At 67.7% G+C, this 16,958-nt stretch carries 15 protein-coding genes and 1 pseudogene; 4 read left to right on the top strand and 12 right to left on the bottom strand.

What is annotated here, in order from left to right; translation table 11 throughout:
* Positions 1–40 precede the first annotated feature (40 nt).
* From J1M43_RS11745 to J1M43_RS11770, 6 genes are all read right to left on the bottom strand, one after another.
* Complete coding sequence (locus J1M43_RS11745) at positions 41–607, bottom strand: septum formation initiator family protein (RefSeq protein ID WP_084595482.1); 567 nt, start codon at positions 605–607, stop codon at positions 41–43.
* 49 nt (positions 608–656) lie between these two features.
* Positions 657–1,937: a phosphopyruvate hydratase gene (gene eno / locus J1M43_RS11750; protein ID WP_033104865.1), complete on the bottom strand. Its 1,281-nt coding sequence runs from the start codon at positions 1,935–1,937 to the stop codon at positions 657–659.
* Positions 1,938–2,019: 82 nt separating this feature from the next.
* The gene (locus tag J1M43_RS11755) at positions 2,020–2,694 is read right to left on the bottom strand and encodes an O-methyltransferase (RefSeq protein WP_206476782.1); all 675 of its coding nucleotides are present in this window, start codon (positions 2,692–2,694) and stop codon (positions 2,020–2,022) included.
* A 59-nt stretch (positions 2,695–2,753) separates the two neighbouring features.
* Complete coding sequence (locus J1M43_RS11760; protein WP_206476783.1) at positions 2,754–3,704, bottom strand: CPBP family intramembrane glutamic endopeptidase; 951 nt, start codon at positions 3,702–3,704, stop codon at positions 2,754–2,756.
* On the bottom strand, positions 3,701–4,705 hold the full coding sequence (locus tag J1M43_RS11765; protein WP_206476784.1) for a DUF1648 domain-containing protein: 1,005 nt from the start codon (positions 4,703–4,705) through the stop codon (positions 3,701–3,703). The genes J1M43_RS11760 and J1M43_RS11765 overlap by 4 nt, the downstream gene beginning before the upstream one ends.
* Positions 4,702–5,052 carry a GntR family transcriptional regulator gene (locus tag J1M43_RS11770; RefSeq protein ID WP_206476785.1) on the bottom strand — a complete coding sequence of 117 codons (351 nt, stop codon included), beginning with the start codon at positions 5,050–5,052 and terminating at the stop codon, positions 4,702–4,704. The genes J1M43_RS11765 and J1M43_RS11770 overlap by 4 nt, the downstream gene beginning before the upstream one ends.
* Positions 5,053–5,157: 105 nt before the next feature.
* Between J1M43_RS11770 and J1M43_RS11775 the strand changes: the two genes are divergently transcribed.
* Positions 5,158–5,631: a DUF4442 domain-containing protein gene (locus J1M43_RS11775; protein WP_206476786.1), complete on the top strand. Its 474-nt coding sequence runs from the start codon at positions 5,158–5,160 to the stop codon at positions 5,629–5,631.
* Between the two features lie 94 nt (positions 5,632–5,725).
* Positions 5,726–6,895 carry an APC family permease gene (locus J1M43_RS11780; RefSeq protein WP_241245441.1) on the top strand — a complete coding sequence of 390 codons (1,170 nt, stop codon included), beginning with the start codon at positions 5,726–5,728 and terminating at the stop codon, positions 6,893–6,895.
* Between the two features lie 52 nt (positions 6,896–6,947).
* Here the strand turns inward: J1M43_RS11780 and J1M43_RS17185 are convergent.
* From J1M43_RS17185 to nhaA, 5 genes and pseudogenes are all read right to left on the bottom strand, one after another.
* A pseudogene (locus J1M43_RS17185) lies at positions 6,948–7,612 on the bottom strand (CatA-like O-acetyltransferase).
* Between the two features lie 68 nt (positions 7,613–7,680).
* Positions 7,681–8,499: an SGNH/GDSL hydrolase family protein gene (locus tag J1M43_RS11790; RefSeq protein WP_188436048.1), complete on the bottom strand. Its 819-nt coding sequence runs from the start codon at positions 8,497–8,499 to the stop codon at positions 7,681–7,683.
* A 151-nt stretch (positions 8,500–8,650) separates the two neighbouring features.
* The gene (locus tag J1M43_RS11795) at positions 8,651–9,910 is read right to left on the bottom strand and encodes a HisS family protein (RefSeq protein ID WP_241245442.1); all 1,260 of its coding nucleotides are present in this window, start codon (positions 9,908–9,910) and stop codon (positions 8,651–8,653) included.
* A 74-nt stretch (positions 9,911–9,984) separates the two neighbouring features.
* Positions 9,985–10,650 (bottom strand): MazG family protein, encoded by a 666-nt coding sequence (locus tag J1M43_RS11800; RefSeq protein WP_206476789.1) that lies wholly within the window; start codon positions 10,648–10,650, stop codon positions 9,985–9,987.
* A gap of 21 nt (positions 10,651–10,671) precedes the next feature.
* Positions 10,672–11,838 (bottom strand): Na+/H+ antiporter NhaA, encoded by a 1,167-nt coding sequence (gene nhaA / locus J1M43_RS11805; protein ID WP_033106204.1) that lies wholly within the window; start codon positions 11,836–11,838, stop codon positions 10,672–10,674.
* 161 nt (positions 11,839–11,999) lie between these two features.
* Here nhaA and J1M43_RS11810 point away from each other — a divergent pair, with 161 nt between their 5' ends.
* The gene (locus J1M43_RS11810) at positions 12,000–14,621 is read left to right on the top strand and encodes a phosphoenolpyruvate carboxylase (protein WP_241245443.1); all 2,622 of its coding nucleotides are present in this window, start codon (positions 12,000–12,002) and stop codon (positions 14,619–14,621) included.
* A gap of 145 nt (positions 14,622–14,766) precedes the next feature.
* Positions 14,767–16,134, top strand: a complete 1,368-nt coding sequence (gene gdhA / locus J1M43_RS11815; RefSeq protein ID WP_033104872.1) for an NADP-specific glutamate dehydrogenase — start codon at positions 14,767–14,769, stop codon at positions 16,132–16,134.
* Between the two features lie 213 nt (positions 16,135–16,347).
* Here the strand turns inward: gdhA and J1M43_RS11820 are convergent, their stop codons facing one another.
* Positions 16,348–16,944 carry a gamma carbonic anhydrase family protein gene (locus J1M43_RS11820; protein WP_033104873.1) on the bottom strand — a complete coding sequence of 199 codons (597 nt, stop codon included), beginning with the start codon at positions 16,942–16,944 and terminating at the stop codon, positions 16,348–16,350.
* Positions 16,945–16,958: the final 14 nt, after the last annotated feature.

Raw genomic sequence — 16,958 nt, forward strand, 5'->3', positions numbered from 1 at the left:
GCTTAAGGCAGGGGATCCTGGGGAATCGCTCACTGCTGGCCTATCCGCCGGCGCTCGCGTTCTGGGCGAGCCCCGCTCCGGCGATGGTGCGCAGCAGCTGCGGCATCCAGTCGGCGGGCGTCTTCTTCAGCTCATCGCTCACGGGCGTCTGCTCCTGCGGGAGCGATGCGGGGTCGATGTCGTTGTCGACGAGGTAGACGACCTCGCCCGGCTTGACGTAGTAGAGCCGCTCGCGAGCCTGCGTGGTGATGTAGGCCGGGTCTTCCCAGCGCTCCTGCTCCTGCTCGAGCGCCTCGATCTCGTCGGCGCTCACCTGCACCGACGCCTCGAGCGCGGCGATCTTCTGCCGCTGATCGATGAACGTGCCGAGGGTCGGCACCAGGACCCACGCGCCGAGCACGACGAGCGAGAGCATGATGACCATGAAACCGGAGAGCCGGATGCCGGATGCCCACTCCCGCACGTCGACCTCTCGGGTCGCGGCGCGGGACGAGCGGGGCTTCGCAGCGCCGGGCTTCGCCGCGCCGGACGGCGCCGTCTTCGTCTTGCGTGGCGGAGCCTGTGCGCTCGGGTCGGATGCGGAAGGCGGAGTCGGACGTCTCGCCATGACTCCCCCTTCCGTGATCCTGTCTCAGTCGCGCTCAGCCCTCAGGCGCTCAGCCCTGCAGGCGCGGGAACGCGGAGCGACCCGCGAACACCGCGGCGTCGCCGAGCTCTTCTTCGATGCGCAGAAGCTGATTGTACTTCGCGACGCGCTCGCTGCGAGCAGGCGCACCAGCCTTGATCTGACCGGAGTTCGTCGCGACCACGAGGTCGGCGATCGTGGTGTCCTCGGTCTCGCCGGAACGGTGCGAGAGCATCGCCGTGTATCCCGAGCGCTGCGCGAGGCTGACCGCGTCGAACGTCTCGGTGAGCGTGCCGATCTGGTTGACCTTGACGAGGAGCGAGTTGGCGACTCCGCGCTTGATGCCTTCGGCGAGGCGTGTCGGGTTGGTGACGAACAGGTCGTCGCCGACGAGCTGCACCTTTGCACCGAGTGCATCGGTGAGTGCCTTCCAACCGTCCCAGTCGTCCTCGGCGAGGCCGTCCTCGATCGTGATGATCGGGAAGTCGTTCACGAGTCCGACGTAGTACTCGGTGAGCGCGGCGGCGTCCCAGTCCTTGTTGTCGAGGCGGTAGACGCCATCGTTGAAGAACTCGGTGGCGGCGGCATCCAGGCCCAGGGCGATGTCGGTGCCTGGAGTGAACCCGGCCTTCTCGATGGCCTTGATCAGGAACTCGAGGCCGTCGCGGTTGCTGGGCAGGTCGGGGGCGAAGCCGCCCTCGTCGCCGAGGCCCGTCGCGAATCCGGCTGCCTTGAGCTCGCCCTTGAGGACGTGGTAGGTCTCGACGCCCCAGCGCAGTGCTTCGCTGTAGGTCTCCGCACCGATCGGCGCGAGGAAGAACTCCTGCATGTCGATGCCGTTGTCGGCGTGCGAGCCGCCGTTGATGACGTTGAACAGCGGGACCGGCAGGACGTGCGCGTTCGCGCCGCCGAGGTAGCGGAACAGCGGCAGGTCTGCGCTGTCTGCGGCTGCCTTGGCCACGGCGAGGCTGACGCCGAGGATGGCGTTCGCGCCCGTGCGCTGCTTGTTCTCGGTGCCGTCGGTCTCGTTGAGGATCTCGTCGACGATGCGCTGCTCGCTCGCCTCGACGCCCTCGAGTGCCGGGCCGAGCTCATCGATGATGGCGTCGACGGCCTTCAGCACGCCCTTGCCGCCGTAGCGGCTCTTGTCGCCGTCACGCAGTTCGTACGCTTCGAATGCGCCGGTGGATGCGCCGGAGGGGACGGCCGCGCGCTGGACGATTCCGTCGTCGAGGAGCACCTCCACCTCGACGGTCGGGTTGCCGCGTGAATCCAGAATCTCGCGTGCGCCTACAGCCTCGATGAGTGCCACGTATGTGCTCCTTGCTCAGGGAAAGGGTGTTGTGGTGGAGCGTCGTCGATCCATGGTCAGTCTAGTGCGCGGCATCCGTCGTTCACATGCCGACGACGACGGCAACGGCGACGCCGTCCCACCCCTTGATCCCGACGGTCTGCAGCGCCGTGGCGTCGAAGCGAGGATCCTCACCGAGCATCCGGAGAGCATCGCGTGTCCCGATCACGCGCGAGTCCGTCGTGTCGTCGCGGACGATCTCACCCTCTCGGCCGATGTTGTCGAGCACGATCACCGTTCCAGGGCGGCCGAGGCGCGCTGCCCAGTCGAGGTAGATCGTGTTCGACTCCTTGTCCGCGTCGATGAACACGAGGTCGAACGGTTCGGAACCCTCAAGGGTCGGCAGCACGTCGGCACCTCGTCCGATGCGGATGGCGACGCGCTCCCCCACGCCAGCGGCATCGATGCTCGCGCGGGCGATCGCGGCGTTGGCGGGCTCGGCCTCGATCGTCGTCACCGTGCCCTCCGCGCCGACCGCCCTGGCGAGCCAGATCGTGGAGTAGCCACCCAGTGTGCCGATCTCGAGCACTCGGCGTGCGCCGCTGATACGGGCGACGAGGTTCAGGAACTTGCCGCTGACCGGCGCCACTTCGATATCGGGCAGGCCGGCTGCGCGCTGAGCGGCGAGAGCCGCCTCGAGCGCCGGGTCGTGCCCGACGAGAGTGTCGGCGAGGTACTCGTCTGCGCGGCGCCAGTTGTCGGCGGTCGATTCAGCCATGGCTCCACCCAACTCCTGTCCTGGGGCGGCGTCAATAGACGGATGGCGACCCGCGAGGGTCATTCACCGCGCTGACGTGGAGCCGACAGCATCCGTCCTACCGCACCGTCCAACTCCGGCTGCTTGCGGAACTGGCCGGTCAGCATCAGCACGACCACGACCAGCGCGCACGTGATCCACCCTGCCACGCCGAGCATGCCAGCAAGCGCGGGATCGACGCTCGTCCCTGCCGCATAGAACCACAGGATCATCCCACCGGCGGCATTCATCGCCCCGTGCGCGAAGACCGCCGGCCACAGCGAAGCCGAGCGCAGCCGCAGCCAGCCGAGCAGCACTCCCCACGCGATGCACCCAGCCGTCATCAGCAGCACACCGGTGATGTCGGTGACGCCGAAGTTGTAACCGAGCAGGATGAGGGGTGAATGCCACAGACCCCACACCCCTCCGCTGATCAGCAGCGCGGGCCAGGTGCCGTACTGACGCAGCGCCGGCACGAGGAATCCGCGCCAGCCGAGTTCCTCGCCGAAGGCCAGCAGTGCGTTGATCGTGGCCGCGGCGAACGGAATCGCGAGCAGCTGGGCGAGGATCACTGCGGTCGCAGGAGGGGCAGGCACCCCGGCGGGCAGACTGGCCGCCAATTGCTCGGCGAAACCGGAGAACCCGACGAGATCCAATCTCACCCAACCGAACAGCGCCGCCACGGCGACGGAGACCGCGATCACGACGATGGGCGCGAACAGACCGAGCACCATCATCCACACCACGCGCTTCGCGGGGCGCAGCGGCCAGATGCCGAGGAACCGGAGCCGCTCCCCCTTCGGCACCGGGCGCAGCACGAGCATCACGATCAGCACGGCGAGTGCCGGCGTGAACATCATCACCGGAATGAGGGTGCCGGCCAGCGGGTTCGCGAGCCCGCCGTCGATCCACAGCGGCAGAGCGACCAACCATGCCAAGCCCCAGGTGAGCAGGATGAATGCGACGATGGCCGCGGGGCGGATGCGAATCATGAGTCGGTTCCCTTCATTGCGGAGGACAGTACGGATGCCGCGGTGCGAGCATCATCGATCGTGACGACGAACACGCGTCCGCTGCTGCGCGTGACCTGCAGCGCTTCACCGGTGCGAAGCACGACGCCCATGCGCCCGTCGACGGCGATGCGCAGACCCCATCCGCCGAACTCGGCCATGGGGTTCACCTGCACGACCTTCACATCGGCGATCTCCGATGCGGCGATATCCCATCGGGGCCAGCCCACGACCGAGCGCACACGCAGGCCGGCGGCATTGACGCGAACGCGGAACACGAGCGTCATGGCGATGAGTGCGATCAACAGCAGTGTGACGATTGCGAGGATCCACGCGGAGCTGTCGCCGAGCACGAACACCCAGACCGTGGTGGCGCACAGAACGAGCACTGAGACGGCGAGACCGATGATCCCTGGTCGCCCCATCGCGGCTGCGCCGAACCAGGCGGCCTTCTCTCCCGGTGCGAGCCTGAGGTGCAGCGACGCCTCGTCAGATACCTGCCCAGCAGATGTCGTCACGTTCGGCTGCACGAACCAGCCGATGAGTCCGATCACCACGAGAGCGCCGAAGCCGAGCGCCAGCACTGTTCCGATGCCCAGTGCGGAGCTGTTCGACTCGCGCTGCATCGCCACGGATCCAACGAACATGACGGAGAGGAGCGCGGCCGTGCCCAAGGAGATCGCGGCGAGCAACCGGCAGGTGACGCCCCAGGAGTTCTTCATGAGCGCCAGGATCGGCAACGTCAGCAGCAGTGGAAGCCCGAGCCCAAGCACGGCCTGAACCCAGACGAACAGCGCGGGACTCGCATAGCCGTTAGGTCCCTCCGGACCCCAATGGGTGACGATCGTCTCTGGCAGGTCAGGCAACCAGGCGACGATGAATGCGACAGCGATCGCCGCCAGGACGACCGGAACCACGAGTCCGACGAGGAGGAACGAGCGACGAGCGCGGCGGATGTCTTGGGTACTGGCGACAGTGTTCATGATTCGATCTCCGTGACGAGGGCGGCAAGAGTGGCAGGCGTGATTCCGAGCGTGGCGGCGCGGTGCACGAGCGCTGAGACGTCGCTGGCCAACTCGGCCAGCGGCGCGGCCGACGCCGACACCACCGCTCCCCGACCCCGGCGCAGGTCGATGAGTGCTTCGTCGCGCAGCTGCTGGTACGCGCGCAGCACGGTGTGCAGGTTGATGTCGAGCGCCTCAGCGACCTCGCGCGCGGAGGGCAGCCTGTCTCCTGGGACGAGGCGCCCGGCGAGGATGTCACCGCGCACAGACGACGCGACCTGCTCGAACAGCGGTCGCGAGCTCTCCGCATCGATCCTGATCAGCACGTCGCACCTCTCCCAGTAATTACTGTAATTCTAGTTCAACTAGAACAGTTGTCGCAACCCTCCACTTCGCTTTGTGGGGCGCGAGGGCTGCGTCACACTGACGTCATGCGCATCACTCCCCGTCGCCTGGCCACCGGCATGAGTCTGTGGGCTCCGAACCTGTTCAGCGGCATACGCATCCGCCGCTTCAGCGAGGACTGGACGCACGCGACCGTCGAACTGCATGTGAACCTCATCACCCGCAACTACGTGAAGACGGCCTTCGGCGGCTCGATGTCGGCCATGACCGACCCGTACTTCTTCATGCTCGTGATGCACCAGCTCGGCCGCGACTACGTCGTGTGGGACACCCGTGGCGAGATCGAGTTCGTGAAGCCGGGACGCGGGGTGCTGACGGCGGAGTTCCACGTCTCCCCCGAGAAGGTGGCCGAACTTCGCGAGCGCGCCGAGGGCGGCGCCAAGGTGCTCGAGTGGTTCGAGACCGTGATCACCGACCGCGGCGGCGACGTCGTCGCGAGGGTGCGCCGCGAGGTCTACATCCGCGAGAAGAAACGGGTCACTGCGGCGCGCCAGCCCTGAACCCCACCCGTTCACCATCGCGTGTCACGATGACCGGGTGGAACTCGCACGTCGTCTGACGCTCACGGATGCCGTCGCCATCGGGCTTGGATCGATGATCGGCGCCGGAGTGTTCTCGGTGTGGGGACCCGCGATCGAGGTCGCGGGGTCAGGGCTGCTGATCGCGCTCGCGATCGCAGCGGTCGTCGCCTTCTGCAACGCCACCTCATCCGCGCAGCTCGCCGCAGTGCATCCCGTCTCCGGCGGCACCTACGCATATGCCAGGGCCGAGATCGGCCCGTGGTGGGGTTTCATCGCCGGCTGGTGCTTCGTGATCGGCAAGATCGCCAGCTGCGCGGCGATGGCACTGACGTTCGCCGCATACGCCGCGCCGGACGGCTGGCAGGTGCCGGTCGCGATCCTCGCCGTGGCCGCCCTCGCCACCGTCAACTGCTTCGGTGTCACGCGGACGGCTCTCCTCACCCGCATCCTCGTGATCATCTCGCTGATCGGACTGACTGTGGTGGTCGCCGGAGGGTTCACGGCATCCGCTTCCGCGACCCCCGCGCCGCTCCCCGATGTCACCGCCTACGGCGTGCTGCAGGGCGCAGGGCTCCTGTTCTTCGCGTTCGCCGGTTACGCGCGCATCGCCACGATGGGCGAAGAGGTCGTCGACCCCGCACGCACCATCCCGCGGGCGATCGCACTCGCGCTCACCGGAGCAGTCGTCGTCTATGCGCTCATCGCCGTCGTCGTGATGCTCACCCTCGGGGCGGATGCCGGATCGACCGCGGCACCGCTCGCAGCGGTGGTCGACGCCGCGGGTTGGACCGCGCTCGCCCCGGTCGTGCGCGTGGCCGCGGCCTCGGCATCCCTCGGTGCTCTGCTGGCCCTGATCACAGGGATCGGCCGCACGACGCTCGCGATGGCGAGAGAGTCCGACCTGCCGCGCTTCCTCGCCGCCGTCCACCCGCGGTGGAAGGTGCCTCAGCGAGCGGAGATCGCGATCGCCATCATCGTGATCGTCATCGTGCTGTTCGCAGATCTGCGGAACGCGATCGGATTCTCGTCGTTCGGCGTGCTGCTGTACTACCTGATCGCGAACGCCGCTGCCTTCCGGCAGTCAGGGGCCGCTCGACGCTATCCGCGGGTGCTGCAGGTGGTCGGAGTGCTCGGCTGTCTGGTGCTCGTCAACACGCTGCCGATCGTCGCCTCGCTGATCGGCACCGGCGTCGTGCTCGTCGGCGTGGCGTATCGGATGCTGCGGCTGCGACTCGTTCGCTGAACGGGCGCGCCACAACTGCCGTCAGGACGACCGGCAAGCGCTCGGCATCGTCTCAGGTGGTTGTCGAGGTGAGCCATGTCGGGTCGCCCACGAGAGCCGTGAACTCGTCGATCAGGCGCGCGGTGTGGAATCCATCGGCGGCGGCATGATGCATCTGGATGGCCAGCGGCAGGAACGTGCGACCGTCGCGCTCGAAATAACGGCCAAGCGTGAATATCGGCAGCAGGTGGTCCCACCCGCCGTCGATCTGCAGCGAGAAGCCGGTGAACTGCGTCCACGGGAGACTCGACACATCGAAGGTGTTCGGGGGCATATCCCCTTGGGGAAGAAACTCGTCGCGCTCCGGTGCATCTCCAACAGCGGCGCGGCCGCATCGTGGAACCGTGCGAAATCGCTGTCGAAGGCCGACCAGACGCACGCGAAGGTCTCTCGCTCCGGGTTGAACACGGTGAACGCCGGGTGCAGCACGTCCCAGACGGCCGGCTCCCCATCGTCGGTGATTGTCATGCGGAACTCGGCGTGCCTGTTGACGATCGACGCGAGGGCCCAGACCTGTGCGATGTAGGTCTTCCGCCCGCTGTCGCGCAGCGCGGCCACCATGTCTGTCACGTCGACATCGACCGTGATGGCATACGTGCACGGCACTCGCTTGCGGTAATGCTCGAAATGCTCGCGACGCGGCCATGTGGCGAGGTCGATCGGGTGTGCGACGTTCATCGGTTCATCCCCTGCAGGCGTTGTGCTCCACGATACCGAGCCCGGCGCACCCGGTCGGTGCTCGGCGATCAGATGTCGAGTGCTGTTCTCGGGGGCGCCACGCTCACCCCGCGCGACTCGAGTGCCGTGAGCACCGCAGGCAACAGGGCGTCGGCCGTGGCGCGGTAGCCGGCAGCACTGGGGTGGAATCGGTCGAGGCTGAACATCTCGTCGGGCTGATCATGGAATGTCGGGCCGAGAACCTGTCGCAGGTCGACCGGAACGGCTCCAGTCCGCCAGGCGACCTTGGTCTGTTCCAGGGCGAGTCTGCGCGACATCCGTGACATCAGCGCTCGCAGCGGCTGCGGCACCGGCTGGAGCGTGCCGAGATCGGGACAAGTACCGACGACCACTGCGGTACCGGCATCCCTGAGCCTGATGATCGCCTGTTCCAATCGTTCTGCTGCCGCAGACGGCGGGATCGTATGGGTCACGTCGTTCCCACCGACCACGATCACCGCGACATCGGCCCGGTAGTCGCCCGGAAGGTCATCGAGCTGTCCGGCGAGCGCAGACGATTCCGAGCCGACGACGGCTGCCGTGCGCAACCGCACCGGGCACTGCATCCGCTTCGCCAGCCCCTTGGCGATACGTCCGCCCAGTGTCTCTTTGCGATGCTCCGCACCGAGACCTGCCGCGAGAGAATCTCCCAACAGCAGCAACTCGATCGGTCGACCGTCGAGTGAGCGCTTCCACACCCGGTCCGCGACCAGAGACTGTTCGCCGAGAGGCTTTCCGATTCGCCGCCGTGCGATCGCGGCCTGGTGGACAAGGAGCGATCGCCCGCCCAGCACGATCGCGGATGCCACCGCCGTCGCCACGGCGATCGCGGTGCGCACTCCTGCCATGCACACCATCACACCGCGCGGGAATGAACGCGGCGTGAACGTCAGCACACCTGTCAGCTGAAATCACGGATGTCGGCGGAGAATGCGCATTCTCGACCGACGGCCGTGATCCGTACCGACGGATGTGCTGCGGGCGACACGACAGAAACGGTCAGGTGAGCGGCTTGAGCTCCAGCGCGCCGACCTCGGCGCCGGCGGAGACCGTCGCGAAGGCGGTGTATCCGTCGGCGGCCGATCGCTCGAGCAGCGCCTTGAAGTTCTTGACCCTGCGCTCCAGGCGCACGCGCGAACCCGAACGGATCAGCGCGGCCTTGTGCGCGACGAGCTCTGCCACCGGCACGTCGGCGTCATGCACGAGCACGACGGCCTGAGCATCGGCATCCGCTCCGAGATCGACGAGATCGACGAGGCGCTCGAAGCCGAGCGAGAAGCCGACCGCCGGCACCTGCTGGCCGAGGAACCGACCGATCATGCCGTCGTATCGTCCGCCGCCGCCCAGCGAATACGGCACGGATGGATGCGCGAGCTCGAAGATCGTGCCGGTGTAGTAGCCCATGCCGCGCACCAGGAACGGGTCGAAGACGAGCGGGATGTCGCCCTCGATCCCGCGCCCTGCCGCCACTGCCTCGCCGATGCCGACGAGGTGGTCGACGATCTCGTCCGGAGCGTTCCCAGGGAGGGCCTTGCGGATCTGGCGTTCGCCGAACGGATTGAACTCCATGGTCTGCGGGCGACGCAGGAACGTCTCGAACGCGTCGACCGCGGATGCTGTGGCATCCCGCTCGCGGAGCTCCCGGACGATCCCGTCAGGACCGATCTTGTCGAGCTTGTCGATCGTGATCAGCACACCGGGGCGCTCGTCCGTGGTGAAGCCGAAGGCATCCAGCATCCAGTCGAGCACTCGACGATCGTTGATGCGCACGCTCGCACCGTCGAGTCCGAGAGCGTCCACGGCGTCCAGGGACGCGACCATGAGCTCGGCTTCGGCCCGCGAGGAGTCGTCACCCATGATGTCGATGTCGCACTGCACGAACTGGCGGTAGCGGCCCTTCTGCGGTCGCTCAGCACGCCAGACGGGACCGATCTGGATCGCACGGAAGACACCGGGAAGCTGCCCGCGGTTGCTCGCGAAGAAACGCGCGAGCGGAACCGTGAGGTCATAGCGCAGGCCGAGATCACTCAGCGCAGCGGCGTCTTCCGCACCTTCACGGATCGCCTCGGCATCCATCCCCCGGCGCAGCACGTTGTACGCGAGCTTCTCGTTGTCGCCGCCCATGCCCGAATGCAGACGCGAGTACTCCTCGAGCGCGGGCGTCTCGATCTCGTCGAACCCATGCGCCAGGTAGCGCTCGCGGATCACGGAGAGCACACGCTCACGGCGGGCCTTGTCGGCGGGGAGGATGTCGCGCATGCCGCGCGGCGCGTTCACAGTAGCCACGAGTCCATCTTTCCAGGTCTGCAGGGCGATCTCGTCGAGGCGGTCTGTCAGGAGGTTTCGGCCGTGCGGACGTCGTCCTCGAGCAGGCGCAGACGCTCGCGCAGGGCGCGCTCGGCATCCCAGCCGTTCTGGCGGGCCGTGGCCGTGAGCATCAGCAGCAGGTCGCCGAGCTCCTCCTCGGATTCCGGTGCCGCCCCGACCTCGGCAGCATCGTGAGCGGCGAGCGCGACGTCGTCTCCGGCCCCGACCCGCGCGGCTCGACCGAGCACTTTCTGCGCGAGTGCGAGGGCCGGCATCCCGTGCGGTACGCCGTCGAGAACACTGGTGCGCGAGCGCTTCTCGGCGGCCTTCGCGGCGTTCCAGTGCACGAGCACCTCTTCGGGTGTGTTCGCCACCTCGCCGGCGAAGACATGCGGATGCCGCCTGACCATCTTCTCCGTCAGCGTCTGCGCCACGTCGTCGATGTCGAACGGATCGTCCGGATCCTGCGCGGCGATCGCCGCATGGAACAGCACCTGCCAGAGCAGATCGCCCAGCTCCTCGCGGAGGTCGGCGCGTGTGCCGTCCTCGACCGCGTCGATGACCTCATGGGACTCCTCGATCAGGTACGGCACGAGGTCGCGATGCGTGATCTGCTGCGACCACGCGCACTTCTCACGCACGGCGCGCATGGTCTCGGCAGCGGTGCGCAGCGGATCAGGATGCTCGGTCATTGTGTCCCCTCGTCGAAGCGGTCACGACACCGTCGTCGCGGAGCGGCGGTACCACGCGGCACGCCATGAGACGACGACGCCCGACAGCACAAGGGCGACGAGCGAGCCCACGAGCACACCGAGGATCGCCTGATCGCGCACAGCGGGGTCGTCCGCGAAGGCGAGGTTCGCCAGCAGCAACGAGACCGTGAAGCCGATACCGCCGAGCGCCCCGGCGGCGAGGAGATCGGTGATCGTCAGGGCAGGAGCCTTGTCCTTCGGCCCGATCCGCATGGCGATCCAGCCGAAGACCGTGATGCCGATGATCTTGCCCACCGGCAGTGCGATCGCGATGCCGAAGAACGCCGGCGAGAGTTCGGACGGCGACACAGCGGGGATCACGACGAAGGCGGCGGCGAACGCGAAGATCGGCAGGATGGCACCGTTGACCCACGGCTCGAGCGCATGCCGTGTCGGCATCGCCGGGGACTGCGCGATGGCCAGCCCCAGCAGCACGCCGGCGATCGTGGCGTGGATGCCCGAGGACATCATGAGTCCCCAGACGACAACGCCGACGATCACCATCGCTGCGACGACCAGCCATGAGTGCTTCGTCGGCAGCATCCGCGACAGCACGCCGAACACGACGACGCCCACGACGGCCAGCAGCAGGTAAAGCCAGTTGAGGTCGCGAGCGAAGAGCACCGCGATGAAGATGATGCCGATGATGTCGTCGAGTATCGCCAGTGCCAGCAGGAAGACGCGCACGGCAGAGGGAAGCCCCTTGCCGAACACGGCGAGCACGCCGAGCGCGAAGGCGATGTCGGTCGCAGTCGGGATCGGCCAGCCCGAGGAAGTCTGCTCTCCCCCGGCGATGATCAGATAGATGATGATCGGCACGAGTACGCCGCCGACGGCGGCGATCGAGGGTTGCAGAGCCTTTCGGAACGAGTTCAGCTCGCCGCGGGTGAGTTCGTATTGCAGCTCCATCGCGACCACGAAGAAGAAGATCGCGAGAAGTCCGCTCGAGATCCAGTGCGCGACCGAGAGGTCGATCGACGTGCCTGGCACAGCGATGTGGAACCCCAGCACGGCATCGATCGGGCCGAACGCCGGCGTGTTCGCGAGCACGAGTCCGAGCGCCGCCGCCAGGAGAAGGAGCACCGCGGGGAATTGCTGCGTGCGAAGAAGATTTCGGGAGTCAGACATCGCTCCCATGGTATCCGCCACCCTCAGGTTCATCGGATGTCACCTGGTCACGTACGTCTCCTGCACGGAGATAACCTCGGATGGTGACTCCTGAGCCCACCAACACAGAGGCCATCCGCGTCATAGGTCGATTCGAGGCCGGACGCGGGATCCCAGACGAGATGCGCGGCGATGTCCGCATGCTCGGCGCACTACTCGGTCAGGTTCTGCGCGAAAGCGGACGCGCCGGACTGTACGACGACGTCGAGCGGCTGCGGCTGGCGACCATCCAGGCGTACGACGAGGAGAGCACCGAGGCCTTCGAACGCGCCACCGAGATCGCTGATTCGTTCTCCGTCGAGCGGGCCGACGAGGTCGCGCGCGCCTTCACCTGCTACTTCCACCTGGTGAATCTCGCCGAGGAGCACCAGCGGGTGCGCATCCTGCGCGATCGCGCCGGACACCAGGGTCGCGAGGATGCGGTGGACACCGTCGCCGCCGCATACGCACAACTGCGCCGTGAGGTCGGCGACGAAGAGGCCGCACGCAGCCTCGAGGATCTGCGCTTCCACCCGGTGTTCACCGCTCACCCTACCGAGGCGCGTCGTCGCGCCGTCTCCGCCAGCATCCGCCGGCTCTCCGAACTGCTCACGCAGCACGACACCGCGAGCGAGGGCGGCGCCGAGCAGCACCGCGCGCGCCGCCGCATGCTCGAAGAGGTCGACACGCTCTGGCGCACGGCGCCACTGCGCGCCCAGAAGCCGTCGCCCACCGACGAGGTGCGCACGGTCATGTCGGTGTTCGACGAGACCCTCTTCACCACGGTTCCGCACGTCTACCGCCGCATCGACGACGCCCTTCGCGGCGACGACTCCGGCGCGAGCGCCCCGGTCGTCCCCGCCTTCGTGCGGATCGGGTCATGGGTCGGCGGCGACCGCGACGGCAACCCGTTCGTCACGGCATCCGTCACCCGCGAAGCGGCGAACATCGCCTCTGATCACGTGCTGCGCGGCCTGGAACGCGCGATCGAGCGGATCGGGCGCGGTCTCACGCTCGACGCGGAGGACACACCTCCCAGCGAAGCCGTCGTCGCACTGTGGGATTCCTTCGTCGCGACCGACGAGAACGCTGCCACCGAGATCGCTGCGCGGTCTCCCGAAGAGCCGCACCGTCGCGTCCTGCTCGCACTGGCCAGCCGGGTCGTGCGGACCCGCTCAGGTGCAGACGGCGCCTACAGCGACCCGGAGCAGCTGCTCGCCGACCTGCGCGCAGTGCAGGCATCGCTCGCGGCATCCGGCGCGAACCGGCATGCGTTCGGCGGCGTGCAGCACCTGATCTGGCAGGTCGAGACCTACGGCTTCCACCTCACCGAGCTCGAGGTCCGCCAGCACTCGCAGGTGCACCGCGAGGCACTGGCAGAGCTCGACGCCGGCACTGAGCCCGGCGAGCGGACGCGCGAGGTGCTCGATGTCTTCCGCGCGATCGCCGACATCCAGCGCACCTACGGCCCCCGCGCCGCGGGCCGCTACGTCGTCTCGTTCACGCAGTCGGCCGAAGACCTCGCCAACGTGCACCGCCTCGCCCGCCATGCGCTGGGTGACGATGTGCCGGTACTGGACGTCGTGCCGCTGTTCGAGACGTTCGCCGACCTGCAGGCCGCGCCCGGCATCCTCGCGGAGGTCGTCGGCTTCCCCGAGTTCCGCTCTCGGATGGCCGCCACCGGCAATCGCCTCGAGGTCATGCTCGGCTACTCCGATTCCTCGAAGGACGTCGGCCCCGTGGCCGCGAACCTCGCGCTCTACGAGGCGCAGGAGAAGATCGCCCTCTGGGCGAAGGATGCCGGTATCGCGCTGACCCTCTTCCACGGCCGGGGCGGCGCCCTGGGTCGAGGCGGCGGACCGGCGAACTCCGCGATCCTCGCGCAGCCACCGCACTCCGTCGACGGCCGGTTCAAGCTCACAGAGCAGGGCGAGACGATCTTCGCCCGCTACGGCGAGCCCGCGATCGCGATGCGCCACATCGATCAGGTCGCCGCAGCCACACTGCTGGCGTCTTCACCGAGCGTCGAAGAGCGCACGAGCGGTGCCGCCGCACGCTTCGCCGACGTCGCACGGGTGATGGACGAGACCTCTCGAGAGAAGTTCTTCGCTCTGGTGAAGGCCGACGGCTTCGCGCCGTGGTTCGCCACCGTCACGCCCCTGGAGGAGATCGGGCTGCTCGCGCTGGGCTCGCGTCCCGCACGCCGTGGCCTCTCCGTGGAATCGCTGGAAGACCTCCGCGCGATCCCCTGGGTGTTCGCGTGGACGCAGGCACGGATCAACCTCGCCGGCTGGTTCGGGCTCGGAACGGCGCTGGAGAGCGTCGGCGACGAGGCCCTTCTCAAGGATGCCTACCGCGACTGGCCGCTGCTTCACGCGATGATCGACAACGTCGCGATGAGCCTTGCGAAGACCGATGAGCGCATTGCCCGTCGCTACCTCGCGCTCGGCGACCGCGACGATCTCGCCCAGCTGGTGCTCGACGAGCTCACGCTGACGAAGGAATGGGTCATCCGCCTCACCGGCGGAGGCGCCCTGCTCGAGAACAAGCCGATCCTGCAGCGGGCGGTGACGCTGCGCAGCCCGTACGTGGACGCGCTGTCGCTGCTGCAGCTGCGTGCCCTCCGTGAGCTTCGCTCAGCGGCATCGGTCCCTGACGCTTCGACAGGCTCAGCGGTCGAAGGGTCCGGGGCAGACGACGAACAGCGACGCCTGCTGCTGCTCTCGGTCAGCGGCGTGGCCGCCGGCCTGCAGAACACCGGGTGATCGCCCCGCGTCGCGCATCAGATCGCCCCGCGGCGCACATCGCGGAAACATGGGCGGTAAGGTGAAATCTCGTGCCCGATCCGGCACGCCCTCTCCCGCGACACGATCGCCCCCCTCAGCCACACTCTTCAGAAAGCCGTCCCGCGTGACCGCAACCCACACCGAATTCCACCCGCTCACCGCGTCCGTCCAGCCCGTGTTCGACACGGTACTGGCCCGCAGCCCGCACGAACCCGAGTTCCAGCAGGCCGTGCACGAGGTGCTCGGAACGATCGCCCCAGTCCTCGAGCAGCACCCGGAGTACGTCGAGGCCGGCATCCTGGACCGGATCGTGGAGCCGGAGCGCCAGATCATGTTCCGTGTTCCGTGGCTCGATGACGCCGGGAAGATGCAGGTCAACCGCGGCTATCGCATCCAGTTCTCGTCGGTGCTCGGCCCGTACAAGGGCGGACTGCGTTTCCACCCCTCGGTGAACCTGTCGATCATCAAGTTCCTCGGATTCGAGCAGATCTTCAAGAACGCCCTCACCGGCCAGGGCATCGGCGGAGCCAAGGGCGGGTCGGACTTCGATCCGCACGGCCGCTCCGACGCAGAGGTCATGCGCTTCTGCCAGTCGTTCATGAGCGAGCTGTACCGCCACCTCGGCGAGCACACCGACGTTCCTGCGGGCGACATCGGCGTCGGCGGCCGCGAGATCGGCTACCTGTTCGGCTCGTACCGCAAGATCACGAACCGTCACGAGTCGGGCATGTTCACCGGCAAGGGCACCGGCTGGGGTGGCGCCGAGGTGCGCACCGAGGCCACCGGCTACGGCGCGGTGTTCTTCGCTCAGGAGATGCTCGCGGTGCACAACGAGTCGCTCGAGGGCAAGCGCGTCGGCATCTCAGGTTCCGGGAACGTCGCGATCTACGCCATCCAGAAGGCCACTCAGCTCGGCGCGACGGCGGTCACGGCATCCGATTCCTCGGGGTACATCGTCGATGACGCCGGTATCGACCTGGATCTGCTGCGTCAGATCAAAGAGGTCGAGCGCGGCCGCATCGTCGAGTACGCGAACCGGCGCGCGAGCGCGCGCTTCGTGGAGAACGGTAGCGTGTGGGAGGTTCCGGTCGACATCGCGGTTCCCTCCGCCACGCAGAACGAGGTCAACCTCGCCGACGCCGAGGCGCTCATCGCGAACGGTGTTCGCGCGGTCTCTGAAGGCGCCAACATGCCCTGCGTGCCGGATGCGGTCGCCGCGTTCCAGCAGGCCGGCGTGCTGTTCGCGCCGGGCAAGGCCGCGAACGCCGGTGGTGTCGCGACCTCTGCGCTCGAGATGAGCCAGAACGCGTCGCGTCAGCGCTGGACCTTCGGTGACAGCGAGAACAAGCTGCGCGAGATCATGGCCGACATCCACGACGCCGCGTTCCGGGCCGCCGAGAAGTACGACGTTCCCGGAGACTACGTCACCGGCGCGAACATCGCCGGCTTCCAGCGGGTCGCGACGGCGATGCTCGCCCAGGGCGTCATCTGAGCTGACAAGGCGCTTCGTCTCGCTGACGCTCGCTCAACGCGTTTCGTCTCGATCGCTGCGCTCCTCGCTCAACGACCCGCAGCGACTACGCCCCCGCCAGGCGTCCGTGAGGGGCGTCCGTGAGGGGCGTCCGAGGGGCGCGTCCGCGGGGCGTTGAGCGAGCGCAGCGAGACGAAACGGGTTGAGCGAGCGCAGCGAGTCGAAACCGATCCCTCAGGCCGGCAGGTCGTCTCTGTGGCGCGCAAGCGACGAACCGTAACGCTCGGTGAGCTGCACCATGAGGTCCGGGGTGTCGCGATCTACGCCGAACACGTGACCGGGGAAGTCGAGTTCGGGTTGCGCAGCGGCGATCTCCTCAGCGCGATCGGGCGAGAACAGCTGCACCGGATTCCCCACGGCGACCCAGCCGATCGGCACTACGGTCCCTTCCGGCAGCACGGCACGACGATGCACGATCGCGTTCACTCGCACTTCGCAACGTTCTGCGATCCTCGCACCATTGAACACCCGAGCGCCTGAGGCGAGGAAGACCTCCTCTCCGATGCTCGCGCCGGCGACGCTGGCGAGGGTGCCGATCAGCGAGTGCGCGCCGATGTGCACGGCATCCGCCGCTGTCGCTCGCAGCAGGGCGTTCTCCATCACGATGACGTTCTCGCCGAGTGTGATCGGGCCGCCCTCCGCGGTGATCACGGCGCCGTGCAGCACTTGGCAGTCCGCACCGATCTCCACGTCGCCGGAGATGACGGCGGTGGGCGCGATGACGGCGGTGTCATGTATTCGGGGCCGAGCCCCAAGGTGCTCGTACAGCATGCGGCAAGACTAGC

This window comes from Microbacterium sp. KRD172, assembly GCF_017168295.1.
In the GTDB taxonomy this organism is placed as follows: Bacteria; Actinomycetota; Actinomycetes; order Actinomycetales; family Microbacteriaceae; genus Microbacterium; species Microbacterium profundi.

Bases quoted from the DNA above. Each gene is read 5' to 3' on its own strand.
- J1M43_RS11820 (WP_033104873.1), bottom strand. From the start codon at position 16,944: ATGCTGTACGAGCACCTTGGGGCTCGGCCCCGAATACATGACACCGCC.
- J1M43_RS11760 (WP_206476783.1), bottom strand. From the start codon at position 3,704: ATGATTCGCATCCGCCCCGCGGCCATCGTCGCATTCATCCTGCTCACC.
- J1M43_RS11755 (WP_206476782.1), bottom strand. From the start codon at position 2,694: ATGGCTGAATCGACCGCCGACAACTGGCGCCGCGCAGACGAGTACCTC.
- J1M43_RS11775 (WP_206476786.1), top strand. From the start codon at position 5,158: ATGCGCATCACTCCCCGTCGCCTGGCCACCGGCATGAGTCTGTGGGCT.
- J1M43_RS11745 (WP_084595482.1), bottom strand. From the start codon at position 607: ATGGCGAGACGTCCGACTCCGCCTTCCGCATCCGACCCGAGCGCACAG.
- nhaA (WP_033106204.1), bottom strand. From the start codon at position 11,838: ATGTCTGACTCCCGAAATCTTCTTCGCACGCAGCAATTCCCCGCGGTG.
- J1M43_RS11810 (WP_241245443.1), top strand. From the start codon at position 12,000: ATGCGCGGCGATGTCCGCATGCTCGGCGCACTACTCGGTCAGGTTCTG.
- J1M43_RS11780 (WP_241245441.1), top strand. From the start codon at position 5,726: ATGATCGGCGCCGGAGTGTTCTCGGTGTGGGGACCCGCGATCGAGGTC.
- J1M43_RS11795 (WP_241245442.1), bottom strand. From the start codon at position 9,910: ATGCGCGACATCCTCCCCGCCGACAAGGCCCGCCGTGAGCGTGTGCTC.
- J1M43_RS11800 (WP_206476789.1), bottom strand. From the start codon at position 10,650: ATGACCGAGCATCCTGATCCGCTGCGCACCGCTGCCGAGACCATGCGC.
- J1M43_RS11765 (WP_206476784.1), bottom strand. From the start codon at position 4,705: ATGAACACTGTCGCCAGTACCCAAGACATCCGCCGCGCTCGTCGCTCG.
- J1M43_RS11790 (WP_188436048.1), bottom strand. From the start codon at position 8,499: ATGGCAGGAGTGCGCACCGCGATCGCCGTGGCGACGGCGGTGGCATCC.